Annotated in this window: 17 protein-coding genes and 1 pseudogene; 9 read left to right on the top strand and 9 right to left on the bottom strand. The window is 73.5% G+C overall.

Going from position 1 to position 17,570, the window contains the following annotated elements:
* Positions 1–9: 9 nt before the first annotated feature.
* A complete protein-coding gene (locus tag FJK98_RS19330; protein ID WP_088644937.1) occupies positions 10–540 on the bottom strand; it encodes a GNAT family N-acetyltransferase in 531 nt (176 codons plus the stop codon).
* Positions 541–730: 190 nt separating this feature from the next.
* Here FJK98_RS19330 and FJK98_RS19335 point away from each other — a divergent pair, with 190 nt between their 5' ends.
* The 3 genes from FJK98_RS19335 to FJK98_RS19345 all read left to right on the top strand — a co-directional run bounded on the left by FJK98_RS19335 (position 731) and on the right by FJK98_RS19345 (position 2,818).
* A complete protein-coding gene (locus tag FJK98_RS19335) occupies positions 731–1,351 on the top strand; it encodes a hypothetical protein (protein WP_145920270.1) in 621 nt (206 codons plus the stop codon).
* A gap of 149 nt (positions 1,352–1,500) precedes the next feature.
* A complete protein-coding gene (locus tag FJK98_RS19340) occupies positions 1,501–2,013 on the top strand; it encodes a SigE family RNA polymerase sigma factor (RefSeq protein ID WP_145920271.1) in 513 nt (170 codons plus the stop codon).
* Positions 2,003–2,818: a hypothetical protein gene (locus FJK98_RS19345; RefSeq protein WP_145920272.1), complete on the top strand. Its 816-nt coding sequence runs from the start codon at positions 2,003–2,005 to the stop codon at positions 2,816–2,818. Before FJK98_RS19340 ends, FJK98_RS19345 begins: the two co-directional genes overlap by 11 nt.
* A gap of 28 nt (positions 2,819–2,846) precedes the next feature.
* On the opposite strand, the gene FJK98_RS19350 is transcribed toward FJK98_RS19345, so the two are convergent.
* Positions 2,847–3,377, bottom strand: a complete 531-nt coding sequence (locus tag FJK98_RS19350; RefSeq protein WP_145920273.1) for an adenylate kinase — start codon at positions 3,375–3,377, stop codon at positions 2,847–2,849.
* 219 nt (positions 3,378–3,596) lie between these two features.
* Here FJK98_RS19350 and FJK98_RS19355 point away from each other — a divergent pair, with 219 nt between their 5' ends.
* From FJK98_RS19355 to FJK98_RS19375, 5 genes are read left to right on the top strand one after another with little or no spacing between them, the layout of a single operon-like run.
* Entirely contained in the window at positions 3,597–5,276 is a 1,680-nt protein-coding gene (locus tag FJK98_RS19355) for an extracellular solute-binding protein (protein ID WP_145920274.1), read from the top strand.
* Positions 5,273–6,295, top strand: a complete 1,023-nt coding sequence (locus tag FJK98_RS19360) for a sugar ABC transporter permease (RefSeq protein WP_145920275.1) — start codon at positions 5,273–5,275, stop codon at positions 6,293–6,295. Before FJK98_RS19355 ends, FJK98_RS19360 begins: the two co-directional genes overlap by 4 nt.
* Positions 6,292–7,215 (top strand): carbohydrate ABC transporter permease, encoded by a 924-nt coding sequence (locus tag FJK98_RS19365; protein WP_145920276.1) that lies wholly within the window; start codon positions 6,292–6,294, stop codon positions 7,213–7,215. The genes FJK98_RS19360 and FJK98_RS19365 overlap by 4 nt, the downstream gene beginning before the upstream one ends.
* 57 nt (positions 7,216–7,272) lie before the next feature.
* The gene (ccmA, locus tag FJK98_RS19370; RefSeq protein ID WP_205789054.1) at positions 7,273–7,890 is read left to right on the top strand and encodes a heme ABC exporter ATP-binding protein CcmA; all 618 of its coding nucleotides are present in this window, start codon (positions 7,273–7,275) and stop codon (positions 7,888–7,890) included.
* A 1-nt stretch (position 7,891) separates the two neighbouring features.
* On the top strand, positions 7,892–9,307 hold the full coding sequence (locus FJK98_RS19375; RefSeq protein ID WP_145920277.1) for a DUF6297 family protein: 1,416 nt from the start codon (positions 7,892–7,894) through the stop codon (positions 9,305–9,307).
* 17 nt (positions 9,308–9,324) lie between these two features.
* Here the strand turns inward: FJK98_RS19375 and FJK98_RS19380 are convergent, their stop codons facing one another.
* The 3 genes and pseudogenes from FJK98_RS19380 to FJK98_RS19385 all read right to left on the bottom strand — a co-directional run.
* The gene (locus tag FJK98_RS19380; RefSeq protein WP_145920278.1) at positions 9,325–11,028 is read right to left on the bottom strand and encodes a hypothetical protein; all 1,704 of its coding nucleotides are present in this window, start codon (positions 11,026–11,028) and stop codon (positions 9,325–9,327) included.
* 129 nt (positions 11,029–11,157) lie between these two features.
* Positions 11,158–11,415: a cellulose binding domain-containing protein gene (locus FJK98_RS34145; RefSeq protein ID WP_240763021.1), complete on the bottom strand. Its 258-nt coding sequence runs from the start codon at positions 11,413–11,415 to the stop codon at positions 11,158–11,160.
* 165 nt (positions 11,416–11,580) lie between these two features.
* Positions 11,581–12,648 (bottom strand): annotated as a pseudogene (locus FJK98_RS19385) (sorbosone dehydrogenase family protein); the annotation flags it as partial.
* 164 nt (positions 12,649–12,812) lie between these two features.
* Here FJK98_RS19385 and FJK98_RS19390 point away from each other — a divergent pair.
* Positions 12,813–13,379, top strand: a complete 567-nt coding sequence (locus tag FJK98_RS19390) for a hypothetical protein (protein ID WP_145920279.1) — start codon at positions 12,813–12,815, stop codon at positions 13,377–13,379.
* Between the two features lie 69 nt (positions 13,380–13,448).
* Here FJK98_RS19390 and FJK98_RS19395 read toward each other — a convergent pair whose 3' ends face one another.
* From FJK98_RS19395 to FJK98_RS19410, 4 genes are read right to left on the bottom strand one after another with little or no spacing between them, the layout of a single operon-like run.
* Complete coding sequence (locus FJK98_RS19395) at positions 13,449–14,597, bottom strand: LLM class flavin-dependent oxidoreductase (protein ID WP_145920280.1); 1,149 nt, start codon at positions 14,595–14,597, stop codon at positions 13,449–13,451.
* Positions 14,598–14,615: 18 nt separating this feature from the next.
* A complete protein-coding gene (locus FJK98_RS19400; RefSeq protein ID WP_145920281.1) occupies positions 14,616–15,683 on the bottom strand; it encodes an LLM class flavin-dependent oxidoreductase in 1,068 nt (355 codons plus the stop codon).
* A complete protein-coding gene (locus FJK98_RS19405) occupies positions 15,680–16,204 on the bottom strand; it encodes a GNAT family N-acetyltransferase (RefSeq protein ID WP_145920282.1) in 525 nt (174 codons plus the stop codon). The genes FJK98_RS19400 and FJK98_RS19405 overlap by 4 nt, the downstream gene beginning before the upstream one ends.
* On the bottom strand, positions 16,201–17,556 hold the full coding sequence (locus FJK98_RS19410) for an NtaA/DmoA family FMN-dependent monooxygenase (protein ID WP_145920283.1): 1,356 nt from the start codon (positions 17,554–17,556) through the stop codon (positions 16,201–16,203). Before FJK98_RS19410 ends, FJK98_RS19405 begins: the two co-directional genes overlap by 4 nt.
* Positions 17,557–17,570 lie beyond the last annotated feature (14 nt).

Below are 17,570 nucleotides of genomic sequence, written 5' to 3' on the forward strand. Positions count from 1 at the left end.
GAGCGGGCCCTAACCGCGCAGCCTGATCCGGTAGCGTCGGGTGGGGCCGAAGCGGGTGTCCCCGATGCCCTCGAAAAGGCCGCCGCACCGTTCGATCGTCCGGGCCGAGGCAACATTGTCGGTCGCGCAGACGACCAGCAGCCGTTCCCGACCGAGTAGCCGTGCCTCGGCGAGCATCCGTCGCACCGCCCAGGTGGCCAGCCCCCGGCGGCGTGCGGAGGGACGGATGCCGTACCCGAGATGGCCGGCCCAGTGCGCCTGTTCGTCGTGGTCGGGGCGCAGGGCGATCCCGCCGAGCACCTGCACCCGTCCCGGCTCCCGCTCGATGATCCAGCGGTACGTGCAGGTGTGGTCGGTCGCCCCGGACCGGTCCGGCGGTGGCGTCAGTCGTGCCAGCCAGGCGGCGAACCCGGCCGGCGTGTCCACCTCGTCGGACGGGCGCAGTCCGAAGCCGTCCTCGTGCTGCCCCGGCCCCCATTCCGCGTGCGCTTCCTGCCATGCGTCGCGCAGGTGGGCGGTGGGGGCGATCAGGTCGGGCATCCGCCGAAGGTACCCCCGCCGGACGAGGGGGTGGGCGCGCCGACGCCGCGGTCCGGTCGCCGGCGGAAAAGATCGTGGTGGGCGGTGAAACCGGGGGGCCGTTCCGGACGTCCTGAGGGGTGAGTCGGGTACCGGCGGCGACGACCGGGCCGGTACGTCGACGGAGATCCCCCACCAGAAGGAGCGAACGATGTCGACGAAACGATGGCTCGCGGGCGTCGGGCTGCTGGCCCTGACCGGCGCGCTGGCGGCCTGTGCCCAGTCGCGGCCCGGGGCCGACGCGCCCCCGGACGAGCCGCAGCGGAAGACGGCGGCGGTGGCGGTGGGGCTGTCCGCCACCCCGCCGAAGACGAGTTCCGCCCCGCGCGGGTTCACCGGCACCCGGCAGTACACGATCGTCCGGGTCGGTTCGTTCGAGGGCGGCCTGTCGCTGACCGACTCCGGGCGGCTGGCCGAGGTCGACGACGACCAGGGGCGGCAGCTGTTCGTGCCGACCCCGCTGGGCGGTGGGAAGTACCTGATCAAGGCGTACGCCCGGACCAGTGCCGGCCCGTTGTGCTGGCGGGTGCATAATCCGGGCAACAGCCAGCCGTTGGTGGTGCAGGCCGCCACCTGCCGGACCGACGACGCGCGCCAGCAGTTCGAGATCCTCGCGGCGGCCGGCAGCACGCCGTCGTACCTGATCAGCAACGCCGGGGCGTTCCTGCGGACCTCCGCCCGCTCCGGCCTCATCCTCGAGGAGCTGGGTGACGCCCCGCCGACGAGCAGTTTCCGGTTCACCGACAACGGGCCGGCACCGGCCGACCGGTGACGGTGGGCCGGTCGGGTCGGCCGGGGGCACGGCTCCGACCGACCCGACCGGAACGGGGATCGACAGGGGGCGGGCGGGGCAGGGCCGGGCGGGCCGCGCCCCGGGTGGGACGGGACCAGAGGCGACCGGGTGGGTGGAGAGCGTGATCGATGCGTGACGCCGAGGAGTTCGACGCGTTCTACGCCTCGTCGGCCCAGCGGGTGCTGGGGCAGGTGTACGCGATGGTCGGCAGCCGTACCGAGGCCGAGGACGCGGTGGCCGAGGCGTACGCCCGTGCCTGGGGCCGCTGGTCGACGGTGCGGGAGTGCGACAACCCCGAAGCGTGGGTACGCAAGGTGGCGTACCGGGTCGCGGTGAGCGCCTGGCGCAAGACGGTGAACCGGGTGCGGGCCCACCGCCGGGAGGCGGTCGCCCAGCAGGTCGAACCGGTCTCGGTCGATCACGTCGTGCTGGTCGAGGCGTTGCGGCGCATCCCCAGCGAGCAGCGCCGGGCGATCGTGCTGCACCATCTGGTCGGCCTCAGCGTGGCCGAGATCGCCGTGGAGACCCGGGCGAATCCGAACACCGTCAAGACCCGGCTGGCCCGGGGCCGCCGGGGCCTGGCCGGGTACCTGAGCGGGGACGGACAGCAGACGACGGCGGGGAGGGGCCATGGGGTCTGACGACATGCTCGACGACGCCCTGCGGGGGCTGGCCCGGCACGCCGGGCAGACCGGTCGGCTCGCCGCGGTCGCCGAGGTCCGTCGGCGGGGCGACCGCAGGCGTCGGCGTCGGCACGTCGCGACGGCCGCGGTGGGGGTCGTCGTGCTGGGGGCGCTGGGGGCCGGTTTCGCCGTGGCCCGTCTGGCGGGGCCGCCGCAGGCCACCGTGCCCGTCGGCCCGCCCGCCACGACGTCGGCGCCGCCCACGGCGACCCCGTCCACCGGGCCGACTCCGCGTACCCCGGCCACCGGCGGACCGACGCCCGGCACGACGGGCGCCACATCGGGTACGCCGCAGGGTTCGGTGTCCGCCGATCCGTTGCGGCTCGGGCAGCGCCGGTTCGCCCTGGTCCGGTCCACGGCGGCGGAGGGCGCGGTGTCCCTGCTCGACGACGGTCGGCTCGGCGAGGTCGACGGCGACGAGGGCCGGTCGCTGTTCGTCTTCGTGCCCCAGGGGTCCGGCGGTTACCTGGTCCGCACCGCCGAACCGGACGCCGACGGTGACCTGGCCTGCTGGCAGGTCCGCTCGTCGGGTTCCGATCCGCTGACCGTGGTGGCGGCCCCGTGCGCGCCGTCGGAGCCACGGCAGCTGTTCTCGATCGTGGTCGACGGCACGGACGGCGGCCAGCGGACCTACGCCATCAGCAACAACTCCGCCTACCTCCAGTACTCCAGCCGACGCGGGCTGATCCTGGAGGAGTTGGGCGACGCCCCGCTGACGACGGTGTTCCGGTTCGTCGACAACGGCCCCGCGCCGCAGCGCTGACCCCGGCCGGGCGCGGGGTGGGCCGCGCTCACCGCCGGGGCAGGCCGCCCACCCAGCGGTCCAGTTCCGCCGGGGAGTCGAAGCGCAGCACGGGCGGTCCGGTGGGGTCGGCCTGCCAGGCCCGCATCCGGCGGCGGGCCCGGCCGTACGCGCCGACGTGCCAGACCAGGATCGAGTCCCGGGACAGCACGCTGCCCAGCGTCTCCCGGTTGCCGTTGCAGATCTCCTCGCCGGTCACCAGCCGGCGGAGGGTACGGCGCAGCAGCCGGCCGAAGGATCGCCAGCGCGGGTAGTCCAGGGCGACGACCAGGTCGGCGCGGGCCAGCGGCACGTCCCGCCAGCCGTGGTAGGCCCCGTCGATGATCCACCGCTCGCCCTGGCAGATCTGCGTGATCCGGTGGCGTTGCTCGGTCACCGGCACCTCGACCCAGCCGGGCAGCCACAGCAGGTCGTCGACGGGGTGCCAGGGCAGGCCCAGCCGGTCGGCCAGCTGCGCGGCGAGTGTGGACTTGCCCGCGCCGTACACCCCGTAGACCAGGATGCGGGACGGTGCGCTCATCCGGGCAGCCTACGCAGCAGGTACGGGGCCCGCACGGTGTGCCCGGGGCGGTCCGGCGCGACGGTCGCCGGGCACGGGTGGTCCGTCGTCGGCCGGCACGGCGGGCGTCGATGCCTCTTGTCGGAATCTCCCGCCGTCCATTAGTTTGTTTAACATCCAGACCAACTAGCTCCACTTCCACCTGCGAATCCACCACCAGCCCTTTCCAAGGGGGGACCGATGACACCCCAGCAACCCGGCTCGACAGCCTCGCGCCGCCACTTCCTCGGCCTGGTCGGCCTCGGCACGGCCGCCATCGCCGGCGGCCCCCTGCTCGCCGGGTGCTCCGAGAAGCCGGCCGGCTCCGGCGCCGCGCAGAACCTGGACTCGTACGCCAACCTGCTGCCGACGCAGAAGGACCTCGCCCAGAGCATCAAGCCCGACATCATCGGCACCCGACCGGTGCCCGACGGCTACACGAAGTACCCGTCCGCGCTGGTCGACGCGATCACCGAGCGGCCCGGCACCAGCGGCAAGGAGATCACCGCGATGACCCCGGCCTGGGGTCCGGCCCCGCCCGGGGTCGCGCAGAACGCCTACCTCCAGGCGGTCAACGCGGAGCTGGGTACGCCGGTGAACTTCACCATCCAGGACGGCAACACCTACGCCGACAAGCTCAACGCGATGCTCGGCGCGCGGGACGTGCCGGAGCTGCTCTGCGTGCCGGGTTGGGAGGTGCAGAAGATCCCGCGCTTCTCCGAGGCGATCAAGGTGCTCTTCGAGGACCTCACCGACTACCTCAAGGGCGACGCGGCCAACGCGTACCCGATGCTGGCCTCGTTCCCCACCGGCGCCTGGCGCAACTCGCTGTGGAACGAGCGGCTGATGGCCGTGCCCAACCCGACCGACGGGCCGTTCCCCTGGGCGTTGTTCACCCGCAAGGACCTGCTCGACGCGCGCGGGCTGGCGGTGCCGGCGTCGCTCGACGACCTGCTCACCGTGGCCAAGCAGGTCACCGACCCGGCCAAGAAGGTGTGGGCGTTCGACAACGTCTTCGAGATGATCCAGATGTACCACAAGGTGCCGGCCTCCAAGCAGGGCTGGCGGCTGAAGGCCGACGGGACCCCGGAGTTCAAGTACGAGACCCCGGAGTACCGGCAGGCGCTGGAGGTGATGGCCAAGATCTACAAGGACGGTCTGGTCCACCCGGAGATCGTCGCCAGCAAGGGCGCGGACAACGTCCAACTGTTCGCCAAGAACGGCGCGATCGTCTTCACCCGCAACGGCGTGGGCTTCTGGCAGGGCGCCCAGGCCGAGCACCAGAAGGTCAACCCCAAGCTGAACATCCAGCCGGTGCCGGTCTTCTCGGCCACCGGCGGCGACCCCTTGGTCTGGGGCGACGACGAGCCGATCTCCTTCACCTTCGTCAAGAAGGGGCTGGGCAAGGAGCGGGTCGAGGAGCTGCTGCGGATCATGAACTGGTGCTCCGCGCCGCTGGGTTCGCAGGAGGCGCAGCTGCGTGACTACGGGGTGGCGGGCAAGCACCACACCAGCACGCCGAACGGGCCGGTCAAGACCGACCTGGCGTTCAAGGAGATCGCCAACCAGTACTTCTTCATCAGTGGGCGCAACCCCACCATCGGCCCGTACCCGGAGACCCCGAACTACGTGCCGGACCTCCTGAACTACTCCAACGCCATGGTGAAGTTCCTGGAGAAGGACCCCTGGGACGGGGTGAAGCTGGAGATGCCGGCCGCGTACAAGGCCAACCAGGTGCCCACCGAGGACAAGTTCACCGACCTCCTGCGCGGCCGCCGGCCGCTCTCCGACGTCGATGCCATCGTGCAGGAGTGGAAGGCCAACGGGGGCGAGGAAGCGCGGGAACTGCTCGCCAAGTCCCTGCCCAAGGCCGGGCGATGACCACTCGCGACACCACCGTCGCGGCCGGGTCCGACCGGACCCGGCCCGACGGGCCCACCCGGGCGGGACGCGGGCGCCGCCCCGCCCGCCGCCGGGTGCCGCTGGGCACCCGGCTCGCCCGGGACTGGCAACTGCTGGTCATGGTGACGCCCGGCTTCCTCGTCCTGCTGGTCTTCAGCTACCTGCCGATCCTGGGCAACGTCATCGCCTTCCAGGACTACAACCCCTACCTGGGCGACAACCCGTTGCAGGCGTTCGCCCGCAGCAACTGGATCGGCTTCGGGCAGTTCCAGCTTCTGTTCGAGGACTCGGCCTTCTGGGAGGCGTTGCGCAACACCCTGGCGATCACCGCGTTCCAGCTGGTCTTCTTCTTCCCGCTGCCGATCTTCCTGGCGATCATGCTGCACAACCTGCTCTCCCGCCGGTGGCGCGGCTTCGTGCAGACCGTCGTCTACCTGCCGCACTTCTTCAGCTGGGTGCTGGTGGTCAGCTTCTTCGTCGCCATGCTCGGCGGCGCCGGCCTGCTCGCGCAGACCATGCGCGAGGCCGGCATGCAGCCGTGGAACGTGATGACCAACCCGGACACCTTCATCATCCTGGTCACCGCCGAGGCGGTCTGGAAGGACGTCGGCTGGGGCACCATCGTCTTCCTCGCCGCGCTGTCCACCATCGACCCCAGCCTCTACGAGGCGGCGGCGGCCGACGGGGCGGGCCGGTGGCGGCGGCTGTGGCACATCACCCTGCCCGGCCTGCGCCCGGTAATCGTGCTGCTGCTCATCCTGCGGCTGGGCGACGCGCTCTCGGTCGGCTTCGAACAGTTCCTGCTGCAACGCGACGCGGTGGGTCGGCAGGCCGCCGAGGTGCTCGACACGTTCGTCTACCACTTCTCCATCGCCACCGGGAACTACGGCTACGGCGCGGCGGCCGGCCTGTTCAAGGCGGCGATCGGGCTCGGCCTGATCCTGGCCGCCAATCGGGTCGCCCACCTGCTCGGCGAACGGGGGATCTACTCGAAATGACCACGACCGTCGCACCGAGGGCCCGCGCGGGGCGCGACCGCCGGCCGGTCTGGGAGGAGCCACCGACCCGGATCGGCCAGGGACTCAAGGCCGTCTTCCTGGCCCTGCTCGTGCTCAGCGTACTCTTCCCGCTCTGGGTGATCCTGGTGACCAGCCTGTCCTCCCGGGAGACCCTCGCCGAGGCCGGCGGCCTCGTGGTCGTCCCCCGGGGCATCGACACCGCGGCCTACGAGACGATCTTCGCCGGTGGGGCGGTCACCCGGGCCCTGTGGATCAGCACGCTGGTCACCGTCATCGGCAGCGCGCTGGCGCTGACCGTGACGGTGCTGGCCGCGTACGGGCTGTCCCAGCCCCGTTCGGTCGGCTACCGCTGGCTGTTGATCTACTTCCTGATCCCGTTCCTGGTCTACCCGCCGCTGGTGCCGAAGTACCTGGTGGTGACCGGGCTGGGCCTCAAGGACACCATCTGGGCGCTGATCCTGCCGCCGGCGATCAGCGTGTTCAACCTGGTCGTGGTGCGGGGCTTCTTCCAGGGCATCCCGCAGGAGCTGCTGGACAGCGCCCGGGTCGACGGGGCCAGCCACTTCCGTACCCTGCTGCGGATCGTGCTGCCGTTGTCCCGGGCGGTCATCGCCGTGGTGGGGCTGTTCTACGCGGTGAGCTACTGGAACGTCTGGTTCGACGCGCTGCTGTTCATCGACCGCAACGACATGTACCCGATCCAGCGGGTACTACAGAGCTACCTGCTGGCCGGTCAGGCCCCGCACACCTCGGGCGGCACCACCGGGGTGTCCATGCCACCGACCGAGGCGATCAAGATGGCGGTGGTGGTGCTCACCGTCGCCCCGATCGTCGCGGTGTACCCGTTCATCCAGCGGCACTTCATCAAGGGCGTCCTGATCGGCGCGGTGAAGGGCTGACCGCTACGGCGGGCCGGGTCGGCGGGGGTGCCGGCCCGCGTGCGACAGTGGGCGGTTGTGAGCACACTTGCCGTACGCGGGTTGACCCGCCGGTTCGGCGCGCTGGTCGTCCTCGACGAGGTGCGCTTCCAGCTCGACGCAGGTCAGATAGCCGTCGTCGTCGGGCCCAACGGCTCCGGCAAGACCACCCTGCTGCGCTGCGTCGTCGGGGCGGACCGCCCGGACGAGGGCGAGGTCCTGCTCGACGGCCGGCGCTGCGACGAGACCGACCCCCGGGTCCGGGCGGCGGTCGCCGCCGCCCTCGACGACATCGACTTCTTCCCCGACCTGTCCGTCGTCGAGCACCTCGAACTGCTCGCCTACGCCCACGGCGGTACGGCCGATCCCGTCGCGGAGGTGCTCGCCGAACTGGGTCTCGAACCGGCCCGCGACCAGCTTCCGGCGACGCTGTCCAGCGGGCAGCGCCGCCGCCTCGCCCTCGCCTCCTGCTTCGTGCGCCCGCGCCGGCTGCTCGTCCTCGACGAGCCGGAGCAGCGCCTGGACGTCCGGGGCCGGGCCTGGCTGGCGCAGCGGCTGCTGCGGGAGAAGGCGGCCGGCACGGCGGTGCTGATGGCCTCGCACGACACCGAACTGATCGACACGGTCGCCGACCGGCGGATCGCGATCGGCGGTTGAGGTGACATCGACCAGGACCTTCCCGCCGGCGGTCGCCGGGCCCACGCCCCGGCAGCTGCGGGCCCGGCTACGCCACGCCCGCCGCCGGCACCATCCCGGTTCGCTGGGCGAGGTGCTCACCGACGCCTACGTCGTGGTCCTGTTCGTCGCCCTGTACGGCTGGTTCGCCGTCGCCGCGGTCCGCGATCACCTGGCGGCCCCGCAGGTCGCCCGGACCGACCCGGGTGACAGGTACTGGATCGCCGTGGCCGCCGTGACGGCGGGGGCCGGGCTCGTCTGGTGGGGCCTGCGGCTGACCGGGCCGCTGCTGGTCACCCCGGCGGCCCAGGCCTGGCTGGTCAGCTCCCCGGTGGACCGCCGGGCGTGGCTGCTCCCCCGGTTCGGCGGCCTGGTCGGCGGCGGCACCGTCGGCGCCGGTGTGCTGGCGGTGGCCGCCGCCGTCGCCGGTGGCCGCGACCGCCCCGTCGACCTGGCCTGGGCGGCGCTGGCCGGCCTCACCTGCGGGGCCGCCGCGACCGCATGGGCCGTCATCGCCCAGGGCGTGGCCCCCACGCCCCGCTGGGCGGGACGGCTCGGCGTCGGCCTGTCCGCCGCCGGAGCGACGATCGCGGTGCTGGTGGTGCTCGGGCACGCCACCGGATGGTCCCTCCCGCTGCCGCCGGTGCCGCTCACCCCCGTCGTCGGCCTGGTGCTGCTGCCGGTCGCGCTGGCGTCGACCGCCAGCGCGTACCGGCGGCTGCCCCGGGTGGACCGGGCGGCGCTGACCACCGGGGCGCAGTTCGCCAACGCCGCCACCACCGCCGCCGTGCTGCTGGACCCGTCGCTGCTCGCCGCGCTGGTGGAGAGCCGCCGGTGGCGCGCGGTCGGCCTGGTACGCGGCCGACCTTTCCGGGCCGGCGGCCGGTTCGCGGTGCTGCTCCAGGCGGAGGTACGCCGGTTGTCGCGCCGTCGGGGCGCCCTCGTCGGCTGGGCCGGGGCGCTGCTGACCATGTACGCCGTCGCGGTGGCGCTGCCGTCGATCGCGGGTCCCGCGCACCTGGTCCTGGCGTACCTGTCGACGGGTCGGCTCACCGGCGGGCTGCGCGCGGTGAGCCGGTCGGCGGGCCTGCGGCGGTCCCTCGGCGGCAACGACACCCTGCTGCGGCTGACGCACCTCGTCGTGCCGGGTGTCGGTGCCACCGTGTGGTACCTGGCCACCCTGCCGGCGCTGCGGCCGGTCCCCGTCCCGCTCGACGCGGTGCTGCTGCTCGGGGTCGTGACGGCCGCCTTCTGGGGCGGCACCCGCCCACCCATGCGGTACGGCGGGGCGATGGTCAACACCCCGTTCGCGATGGTGCCCGTCGACCTGGTCCGTCAGGTGCTGCGCGGCCCGGACCTGGTCGCCGTGCTGGTCGTCGTCCAACTGCTCGGGGGGTGACGGCGGCGGCCGGACACTCAGCGGGCCGGCAGGCAGACCTTCCCGGTGAACGCCGGGTCGGGTTGCCGGTTGCCCGCCCAGGCCGGGTTCGCCGCGATCGGCAGCGGCGGCGCCTGCCAGGCGGCGGCGAAGCTCTGCAACAGCGGGTACTCGGCCCGGGTGTGGGCGATCGGCTTGCCGAGCAGGAAGTCCATCAACCGGTCCTGGAGCAGCCTGCGGTCCAGCAGACCCCCGTGCACCCCGGGGATCTGGAAGACCGGGATCCGGCTGTACTCCCCCGGCGGTGCCTCGGTCGCCGTCGCGGTGGGCAGGAAGGCGACGATCCGGACCCCCGGCACGGGACACATCAGCTGGTTGCGGTAGAACGGCGCGTCGTCGAGCAGCGACCGGATGAACGGCTCGTCCGGGCCGCCGCCGACGTCGGCGAGACCGAAGATGGCCCGCAGTTGCCAGCCGGTGACCACCCCCCACCCCTCGTCGTGGTGCGGGGGCGGGTAGTAGGCCCGGCCGGCGTAGATCAACGGGCTGAACATGACGAGGATGTCGACCGCCGGGTCGCGTTGCCGGGCGAGATAGGTGCGGGCCACCATCGCCCCCTCGCTCTCCCCGATCAACGCCACCTGCCGTCCGGTGCGCCGGTGCAGCAGCTCCACCTGCCGGGCGAGCAGGGCCACGCTGTCCGCCATCGACCGGGTGGTGTCCGCCGACCGGTACGCCAGCGGCTTCCCGGCGGGGTCGAGCCCCCGGTAGGAGAAGCGCTGCACCCGGGGGTCGGACGGCTGCTCACCGTCGTAGTCCGAGCCGTAGCCGGTGAGCACGATCACCGCGTGGGTGACCGCGGCGGGCAGCGGTCGTTCCAGCACCGCCGTCCTGATCCACTGTTCGTTGCCCGGGACCAGGTCGGTCACCGGCGGGATGACCAGCGGCACGGCGACGGCCAGCAGCGCCGCCAGCGGGGTCACCGGCACCCGGGCCCAGCGCACCCGCGAGGGCAGCAGCGCCGCCCGCACGGTCCGGTTCCACAGCACCCCGTTGAGGGCCCCCGCCACGCCGGCCACCGGCACCGTCCACCAGCCGGGCACCACCCAGCACAGCGCGCCGGCCACGGTCAGCACCACGAAGTTCAGCAGTGACCAGCCGACCAGCGAGATCGACGGCAGCCCCCGCCACCAGTGCTCCACCACGGCCACCCGTTGCAGGAACGGTGCGAGCAGGAACATCGGCAGCAGCGACGCCAGCAGCACCCAGGACAGGGCGACCACCGACGCCGCCACCGAGATCGCCGCCCAGGGCGCGACGAACCCGCCGACCAGCACGCCGAGCACGACGTTGCGGCGCAGCAGCCACCCCAGCGACGGCCGGGGCACCCCGGCCGGCCAGGCCAGCAGCACCAGGCCGGTGGTGAACAGGCCCCGGGCGACCAGCACGTAGGTCAGCCAGAGCACGAACTCCCACCACGACCGGTGGTAGACGTAGAGCCACCGCAGGTCGTGGTAGGTGTCGTACGGCCAGAGGGCGGTGACCTGCGGGGGGATGCCCTCGGCGGCCCGGAATCCGAGGGCGACCAGCACGGTGGCCTCGATCATCGGCACCAGGCCGGTCACCAGCAGCAGCCCGACGAACCTTCGATTCAAGATCACCCCGTTCCGCCGTACCGTGCGCGATCGCGTCTCTCGCAGGCTCCACCGGAACGAGGGCCGGCGTCGGCGAAACCGGCACATTGCCCCGGTTCGACCGACGCCGGTGTGTTCCCGTCGGCGGCGACGACGCGACCGCGTTGCCCGGACGGGCCCGGGCGGCGCGGCGGACGGCGGCCGGCCCGGGGTGCCCCGGACCGGCCCCGTCGCGGATCACTGGACCAGGCAGGTACCCCCGTTGAACTGGAACGCGGCCGGACGCGGGTTGCTCGCGCCGGAGGTGCCCTGGACGCCGAAGCTGACCGTGCCGCTCTGCGGCACGCTGCCGTTCCACGCGGCGTTACGGGCGGTCACGGCGGCGCCGGACTGGGTGACCTGCGCGTTCCAGGCGTTGGTGATCCGCTGGTCGGCGGCGAAGGACCAGGTCAACGTCCAACTGGTGACCGGGAACCCCAGGTTGGTGATCGACACCTCGGCGGTGAACCCACCGCTCCACTGGTTGGGCTGCCAGACGACCCGGCACGAGACGGGCGGCAGGGTGGTGGGCGGAGGCGTGGTCGGCGGCGTGGTGGTGGGCGGAGGCGTGGTGGTGGGCGGCGGGGTCGTCGGCGAGGGGGTGGTGTCCCTCGGCGGGAAACGCAGGATGCGGTCGTCGGTCGCCGCCGGGGTGCCACGCCCGTCCCGGTTGCTGGTGGTGACCCAGAGCCAGCCGTCCGGCCCGTACTCGACGGTGCGCAGGCGGCCGTACGCGCCGGTCAGCTCGGCCGTCGGGGTGCCGACCCCGCCGGTGCCGGTGAGCGGCACGGTCCACAGCCGGGTGCCGCGCAGGGCGGCGACGAAGAGCCGGTTGCCGGCGACCGCCGCGCCGCTCGGGGACGCCTCCGCGGTCGTCCAGACCAGCAGCGGGTCCCGGAACCGGGGGTCGTTGGCCCGCCCCTCGACCGTGGGCCAGCCGTAGTTGCCGCCGGGCACGATGAGGTTGACCTCGTCCCAGGTGTTCTGCCCGAACTCGGCGGCGTAGAGCCGACCCTGGGCGTCCCAGGTCAGGCCCTGTACGTTGCGGTGCCCGAGGCTGTAGACCAGGGAGCCGGCCGTCGGGTTGTCCGACGGCGCGGACCCGTCCGGCCGCATCCGGAGGATCTTGCCGTTGCGGCTCTGCGGGTTCTGCGCGTTGGCGGTCTGCCCCGCGTCACCGACGCCGGCGTAGAGCATCCCGTCCGGGCCGAAGGCGATCCGGCCGCCGTTGTGGATGGTGGACCGGGCCAGGCCGGTGAGGACCGGCTCCTGGGTCTGCGGCGCGGTGAGCCGGAAGCGGACGATCCGGTTGTCGGTGGCGGTGCTGAGGTAGACGTAGACGTAGCCGTCCTGGGCGTACCCCGGGGAGACCGCGAGGCCGAGCAGGCCGCCCTCGCCGGTCGCGGTCACGCCGGAGATCTGGGCCACCTGCTCCGGGGCCTGCCCGGGGCGGACCCGCAGCACCTGGCCGGAGTTGCGCAGCGCCGTCAGGGCGCTGCCGTCGGGCAGGAAGTCCATCCCCCAGGGGACGGTCAGGCCGGTGGCCACGACCTGCGGACGGGTGAAGTCGAAGTCGCCGAGGGCCAGGGTCGTGGCGGCCGGGGCCGGGCCGGCCGGCGCGGCCCCGGCGAGCGTCGCGGTGCCGACGCCGGTGGCCGCGAGCCCCGCCGCAACCGCTGCCGCCACCATCGAACGGACTCTCACGTCGGGCACCTCCAGAGCAGTAAGTGACTTGCGTCAATATAGCCCGACCTCGGTGAAAGCCGCAGCGGTGGACGAAACCGACGCCTGCCGGCGGGTCCCCCGCCGACCGGCGCGGCGGGCCTGTCGGGGGCGGCGGTTAGCATCCGCCGGTGACCCTCACCCCTGACGAGCTGACCGGCTACGTCGAACGTGACCTCGACGCCGATCTCGCCCGCTGGTTCGCCGACCGTCCACCGGTCATCGTGCCCGCCTCGACCCGGCCGGTGACGCCGCTGCTCGACCGGCTGCCGCCCCCGGCCGCCTCGGCGTTGGCGGCGTTCGACCGCCGCGTCCGGTCCGGGCGGATGCCCCAGTTCCTCGACATCCACGACTGGTCCTACGGCTTCGACTTCGCCGGGAACGACTGCCAGCTCCTCGACGCCGACTACCGGCCGACGCTCACCGACGACGACGTCTACTCGATCGGCGCCGACGGTGGCGGCAACCTGCACGTGGTCCTCGTCACCGGGCAGGTCGGCCTCTGGTTCCACGAGGAGGAGGTCGTCGAGGGCGGCACCCGCTTCGACACCCTCGACGTCTTCCTCTGGTCGGTCGTGCGCTACCACGCGGTGCGGGCGGGCCGGCTGGAGCGGGCCGCCGTCGAGGCCGACTTCCGGTCGTTGGGCCAGGACGGCGCCCTGAGCCCGGAGGTCGGGCTACTGAGCACGATGGCCTGACACGACACCCCGACCCGGACACCCCCGATCCGTGGTCCCCGCCCCGGGCCGGGGTGCCGGGCCGTCGCGCTAGCCGGCCCGGCCGGCGTCGCCGGACTGGGCCCACTCCTTGGCCAGCAGCTGGTAGGACCGCACCCGGTCGGCGTGGTCGTGGGTGATCGTGGTGACCAGCAGTTCGTCGGCGTCGGTGACGTCCCGCAGGGTGCGCAGCCGCTCGGCCACCGTCTCCGGCGCGCCGACGAACCGGGTTTCCAGCCGGTCGGCGACGAGTTCCCGGTCGGCGTCGGTCCACGGCAGGGCGGCGGCCTGCCCGGGGCTCGGGTACGGGATCGCGCCCGCGCCGCTGCGGATGCTGCGTACCCAGTGCCCGTACGGGCTGGCCAGCCGACGCGCCTCGGCGTCGGTGTCGGCGACCACCACGTCGGCGGAGACCACCAGGTACGGCTTCGCCAGCGTCGCCGACGGCCGGAACGCCGCCCGGTACGCGGTGACCGCGTCGAGCACCGTCGCGGGGCTGACGTGGTAGTTGGCGGCGAACGGCAGGCCCCGTGCCCCGGCGAGCCGGGCGCTCTCCCCGCCGCTGCTGCCCAGCAGCCACACCTGCAGGTCCGCCCCCTCCCCCGGCACGGCGTGCGCGTCGAGGCCGTCGGCGTCCCGGTAGTCGCCGCGCAGCAGCGCGAGGATGTCGTCGAGCTGCCCGGCGAACCCGGGTGGTCGCGCGCCGGCCTGGTGCAGCAGCGCGGTGGCGAGGGCGTACCGGGGGGCGGCGGCGAGGTGGGCGTAGGAGAACGGGGCGGGGATCAGCAGCCCGTCGACCACCCGGGCCCCGGCCGGCGGTGCGGCGGGTGCGGCGGGTTCCCGGGCGGCGTCCGCGCGGGGTGGTCCGGACCGGCCGATGCCGAGGTCGATGCGGCCCGGGTGGAGGGTGGCGAGGGTGCCGAACTCCTCCACCACCGACAGGGCGGTGCGGTGGCCCACCAGCAGCGCGCCGGAGCCGACCCGCAGCACGCTGGTGGCCGCGGCGACCTGCCCGATCAGCACGGCCGGCGCGGAGCTGGCCACCCCGGCGGCCAGGTGGTGTTCGGCCACCCAGTAGCGGCGGTAGCCGAACTGCTCGACCCGGCGGGCCAGGTCGACGGTGTGCCGCAGCGCGTCGGCGACGGTGCCACCGGCGGGCACCGGGGACAGGTCGAGCACGGACAGCGCGGTCGATGGCATGGGTGACCCCGTTTCTGCTCAGAGCGGCGCGGCGGCGGACGCCGGCGGACGGAAGGGACGGCTGGGGATCTCCCGGCGCAGCACCGGCGCCACCTCGGCCTGGAACAGCTCCAGGCTCCGCCGGTGGGCCTCGGCGGTCAGGCCGTCCTGGTCGGCCCGCAGGTGCATCACCTCGTGGCCGAGCTGCCCGTGCTGGCGCAGCACCTTGTCGACGATCTGCTGCGGGCTGCCCACCAGTAGGGAGCTGCGGGCCACGGCGTCCTCGATGGTGGGGAAGACCGGCTCCACGCCGAGCTGGCGGGACGCGGCGACCCGGGCGTCGAAGATCGGCCGGTACGTCTCGACCGCCTCCTGCGAGGTGCGGGCGGCGTAGAAGCCGGCGGTGCCGGCCCCGACGAGGGCGTCCGCCGGATCGTGGCCGTGGTGCACCCACCGTTGCCGGTAGTACCGGACCAGCTCCGCGTACGGCTCGATCGGATTGACGACGTTGGCGGAGAAGATCGGGTCGCCGTGGCGGGCGGCCAGGTCGACCGATTCCCGGCTGGTGGCGCTGCCGTGCCAGATCCGGATGGTCTCCTGCAACGGGCGGGGCCAGGCCTCGGCCTCGGTCAACGCCGGTCGGTACCGGCCCGACCAGGTGACCCGGTCCTCCCGCCAGAGCCGGCGGAACAGCTCGTAGCCCTCCCGGCTGCGGTCCCACTGGTCCTCGGCGGTGACGCCGAAGAGCCGGGCCTGGGCGGCACCGTTGCCCTTGCCGATGATCAGTTCCAGCCGGCCGTCGGAGAGGTGGTCGAGGGTGGCGTAGTCCTCGTAGGCGCGGACCGGGTCGAGCAGGCTCAGCGTGGTGACCGCGGTGAACAGCCGGATGGTACGGGTCCGGGCCGCGATGTGGCTGAGCACCACCGGCGGCGCGGAGGAGATGAACGGGCGTTCGTGGCGTTCGCCGACGCCGAAGCCGTCGAAGCCGAGTTCCTCGGCGAGCACGGCGGTGTCGACCACCTCCCGGAACCGTTCGGTGGTGCTCCGCCGTCGCCCGGTGACCGGGTCGGGCAGGTGGGTGATCAGGGTGACCAGCAGGACCTTCATGCCGGGACCGGGGTCTTCCGCCGGGTGCCGGGCTGGATCACCAGCGCGAAGCAGCGGGAGTAGGGCAACGTGTCGTACGGCGGGAAGACCGCGATCGGCCGGTAGCCGGCGCGTTCGTAGCGGCGGACCGCGTCGGGCTGCCGGTCACCGGTCTGGAGCACGATCCGACCCGCGCCGAGCTGCCCGGCCGCCTCCCGGGCGGCGTCCAGGAGCTGGTCGGCGACGCCCCGCCCCCGGTGGGTGGGCGCCACGTACATCCGTTTGAGTTCCAGGTCGCAGCCGTGCCAGCGCAGCGCGGCGTGCCCGACCGGGGTGGCGTCGGCGGTGTAGGCCACCCCCGTCCAGGCCACCGAACCCGGCGGGAACACCCGGGCCGGGGGCAGGTGGATCGGGTCGTACGGGCGGTCGGCGTAGCGCTGGCGCAGTTCCCCGGTCATCGCCGCCCGCAGGGTCACCGCGTCCGGGTCGTCCGGGCGTAGCCGGCAGACGGTGACCGGCGTCGACGCCTGCGGGGTGGTCATGCCGCACCGACCGGGGTGACCGCCCGGGCGGCCCGCAGGCCGAGATGTTCCCGCAGGGTGGTGCCGGTGTACTCGGTGCGGAACACGCCACGGTCCTGGAGCAGCGGGACGACCCGGTCGACGAACTCGTCGAGCCCGCCCGGGGTCAGGTGCGGCACCAGGATGAACCCGTCGGCGGCGGCGGACTGCACGAAGTGGTTCATCCGCTCGGCGACCCGCTGCGGGGTGCCGATGAAGGACTGCCGGCCGGTGACCTCGATGATCAGGTCGCGGATGCCGAGGCCCTTCTCCTGCGCCAGGGCCCGCCACTGCCGGGCGGTGCCGACCGGGTCCGGGTACATGCCGGCCCGGCCCCGGCTGATCGCCTCGGCGGAGACGTCGGGGTCCTCGGCCGGCAGCGGGCCCTCCGGGTCGTACCCGGACAGGTCCCGGTTCCACAGCTGCTCCAGCAGCAGGATCGCGGTCTGCGGGCTGACCTGCTGGCGGCGGATGTGGTGGGCGCGTTCCTGCGCCTCGGCGTCGGTGTCGCCGAGCACGAAGGTCACCCCCGGGATGATCTTCAGGTCGTCGGGGGCACGGCCGTGCCGGGCCAGCCGGGCCTTCACGTCCCGGTAGAACTCCCGACCGGCCTCCAGGGTGCCGTGCCGGGAGAAGATCGCGTCGGCGCTGGACGCGGCGAACTCCCGGCCGTCGGGCGAGTCACCGGCCTGGAGGATCACCGGGTGCAGTTGCGGGCTGCGGGGCACGGTGAAGTGCCCGGCGATGTCGAACTGCCCGCCGTGGTGGGCGAAGGCCCCCGGGTCGGCCCCGCGGACGTACCGGCCGTCGGCACGGTCACCGACGATCGCGTCCGCCGGCCACGACTCCCACAACCGCCGGGCGACCCGGACGAACTCGGCGGCCCGCTCGTAGCGCAGCGACCGGTCGAGGTAGCCGCCCCGGCGGAAGTTCTCCCCGGTGAACGCGTCGGAGGTGGTCACCACGTTCCAGGCGGCCCGACCGCCGCTGAGGTGGTCCAGGGTGGCCAACTGCCGGGCCAGTTCGTACGGCTCCCGGAAGGTGGTGTTCAGGGTGCCGGCCAGCCCCAGGTGGGTGGTGACGGCGGCGAGCGCGGCCAGCACGGTGAGGGTGTCCGGCCGGCCCACCACGTCCAGGTCGTGGATCCGGCCGCGCTGTTCCCGCAACCGCAGCCCCTCGGCCAGGAAGAGGAAGTCGAACCGGCCGCGTTCGGCGGTGCGGGCCAGGTGGACGAAGGAGGCGAAGTCGATGTGGCTGCCGGAGGCCGGATCGCTCCACACGGTGGTGTTGTTCACGCCGGGGAAGTGCGCGGCCAGGATGATCTGCTTGGGCATGGGGTTCTCCCGGG

It is taken from the genome of Micromonospora sp. HM134 (assembly GCF_007833915.1).
Taxonomy (GTDB): Bacteria; Actinomycetota; Actinomycetes; order Mycobacteriales; family Micromonosporaceae; genus Micromonospora; species Micromonospora wenchangensis.